Source organism: Methylobacterium sp. WL18 (assembly GCF_008040015.1).
Taxonomy (GTDB): domain Bacteria; phylum Pseudomonadota; class Alphaproteobacteria; order Rhizobiales; family Beijerinckiaceae; genus Methylobacterium; species Methylobacterium mesophilicum.
This window is the reverse complement of sequence record NZ_VRVD01000886.1, coordinates 1-1,519: the sequence shown is the minus strand read 5'-3', so window position 1 is coordinate 1,519 and position 1,519 is coordinate 1. Positions and strand designations below refer to the sequence as shown.

The window sequence follows — 1,519 nt, the reverse complement described above, 5'->3', positions numbered from 1 at the left end:
GCCTTCAAGCCCCCCCCCGAGCGGGCGTAGCGCTCAGGCTCCTCCGAGGGGCCGAGATCCGCCATCATCACGGTCGAGCGCCCGGCCGGCTGCCCGTCGGTGCGCAGGCTGGCGAGCAGCTTGCGGTCGTCGCTGCCGGCGACCGCTGCCTTGCCGGCATATTCGACCCGCACCCGCGCGGTGCCGCGCCGGTGGAAGCCCAGGGCCTCGGCCGCCTCTTCGGAGACGTCCATGACGCGGCCGGCATGGTAGGGGCCCCGGTCGTTGACCCGCACGATCATCGAGGCGCCGTTGTCGAGGTTGGTCACCCTTGCGTAGCTCGGCAGCGGCAGGGTCGGGTGGGCGGCCGCGATCGAGTGGCGGTCGAACACCTCGCCGTTGGCGGTCATGCGCCCGTGGAAGGCCGAGCCGTACCAGGAGGCCAGGCCCTCCCGCACGTAGCCGCGGGGATCCTCCTTGGGCACGTAGGTCTGGCCGGCCACCACGTAGGGCTTGCCGGTGTAGCGGCGCCCGCCGCCCTTCGGGATCACGTCGCCCTCGTTGTAGAGGCGCGGGCTCGCCTTGACCCCGTATTTCGGGTCGATGCCGTTGCCGGAGCTGAGCTTCTGCTGCTGGGGATTGGTGGCGCAGTTGGCCGTCGCCAGGGCCACGCCCGAAACGGCCAGGAGCCGCAGGGCGAGGCGCGCAGGCCGGGGAAGGGTCGTGCGCACCATATCGGGGTTCACCAAACGCGACGCGGGACAGCGGCCCGGAAACGAGCCGGCACCGGCCGCGCCCCTGGGCTCAGCCGGTCCACCCAGAATTGTAGCGGTCCCGTAAAGGAAGCCTGAACGCTGTCGGCTGTCGCGGTTCAGGAGTTGCAGCCGAGCCGCTCTTGGACTTCGCGCGGCACATCAGAATATTCAAGCAAGCATTTGACAGATCGAAGGTTTAGGTTTTGGACAAGCAGGGCCGAGGGCTTGCGCGGCGTTCGCATTGAGCTGTCCGTAAGTATCGTCGCCAGCGGAGCCGGTCGGTCGAGACCGCGCAGGACCGGCCTGATGGCTCGGGCGCATCCATCGCCCGGGCGGCTGCCTAAGGGACGGCGCGGAAGCGGTGAGACGGGTGACGGATTCCGGATGTCCAAGGACGCGTCGGCATCCACCCCGTCATCCCGGGGCTTCGCTGCGCGACCCTGGGATGACGGGGTGTTGTCAGAGCTGCCTTTGCAAACTCCCTGAACGGGTCGCGTCCGGGACCCTGTGCGGGGGCAGGGTCGAGCCGCGCCGGGTTCAGCGCGGCGGGGTGTCGGTCAGCTGCGCGATGGAGCGGGCGCCGCGCTGCTTGAACAGCAGGTCCAGCCCCTCCAGCATCAGGGCGTGCATCTTGGTCCGCTCGGCATAGGCGAGGTCCCGGAGCTGGTCGTAGACCGGCGGCTCCAGGTAGACCGACATCTGCCGGGCGCGCTGCTTCAGCGTCGCGGCGGGCTTCGCCGCCGGGGGCGCCAGCGCCAGGGTCACGATCTCGGCGCCCTGCGGCC

General features: G+C 70.4%; 2 protein-coding genes. Both read right to left on the bottom strand.

Annotated elements, in window-relative coordinates; genetic code table 11:
• A partial coding sequence (locus FV228_RS29340; RefSeq protein ID WP_147857675.1) for a septal ring lytic transglycosylase RlpA family protein occupies positions 1–713 on the bottom strand: 713 nt, incomplete at its 3' end.
• 558 nt (positions 714–1,271) lie between these two features.
• A partial coding sequence (locus tag FV228_RS29335) for a ribbon-helix-helix domain-containing protein (protein ID WP_147857674.1) occupies positions 1,272–1,519 on the bottom strand: 248 nt, incomplete at its 5' end.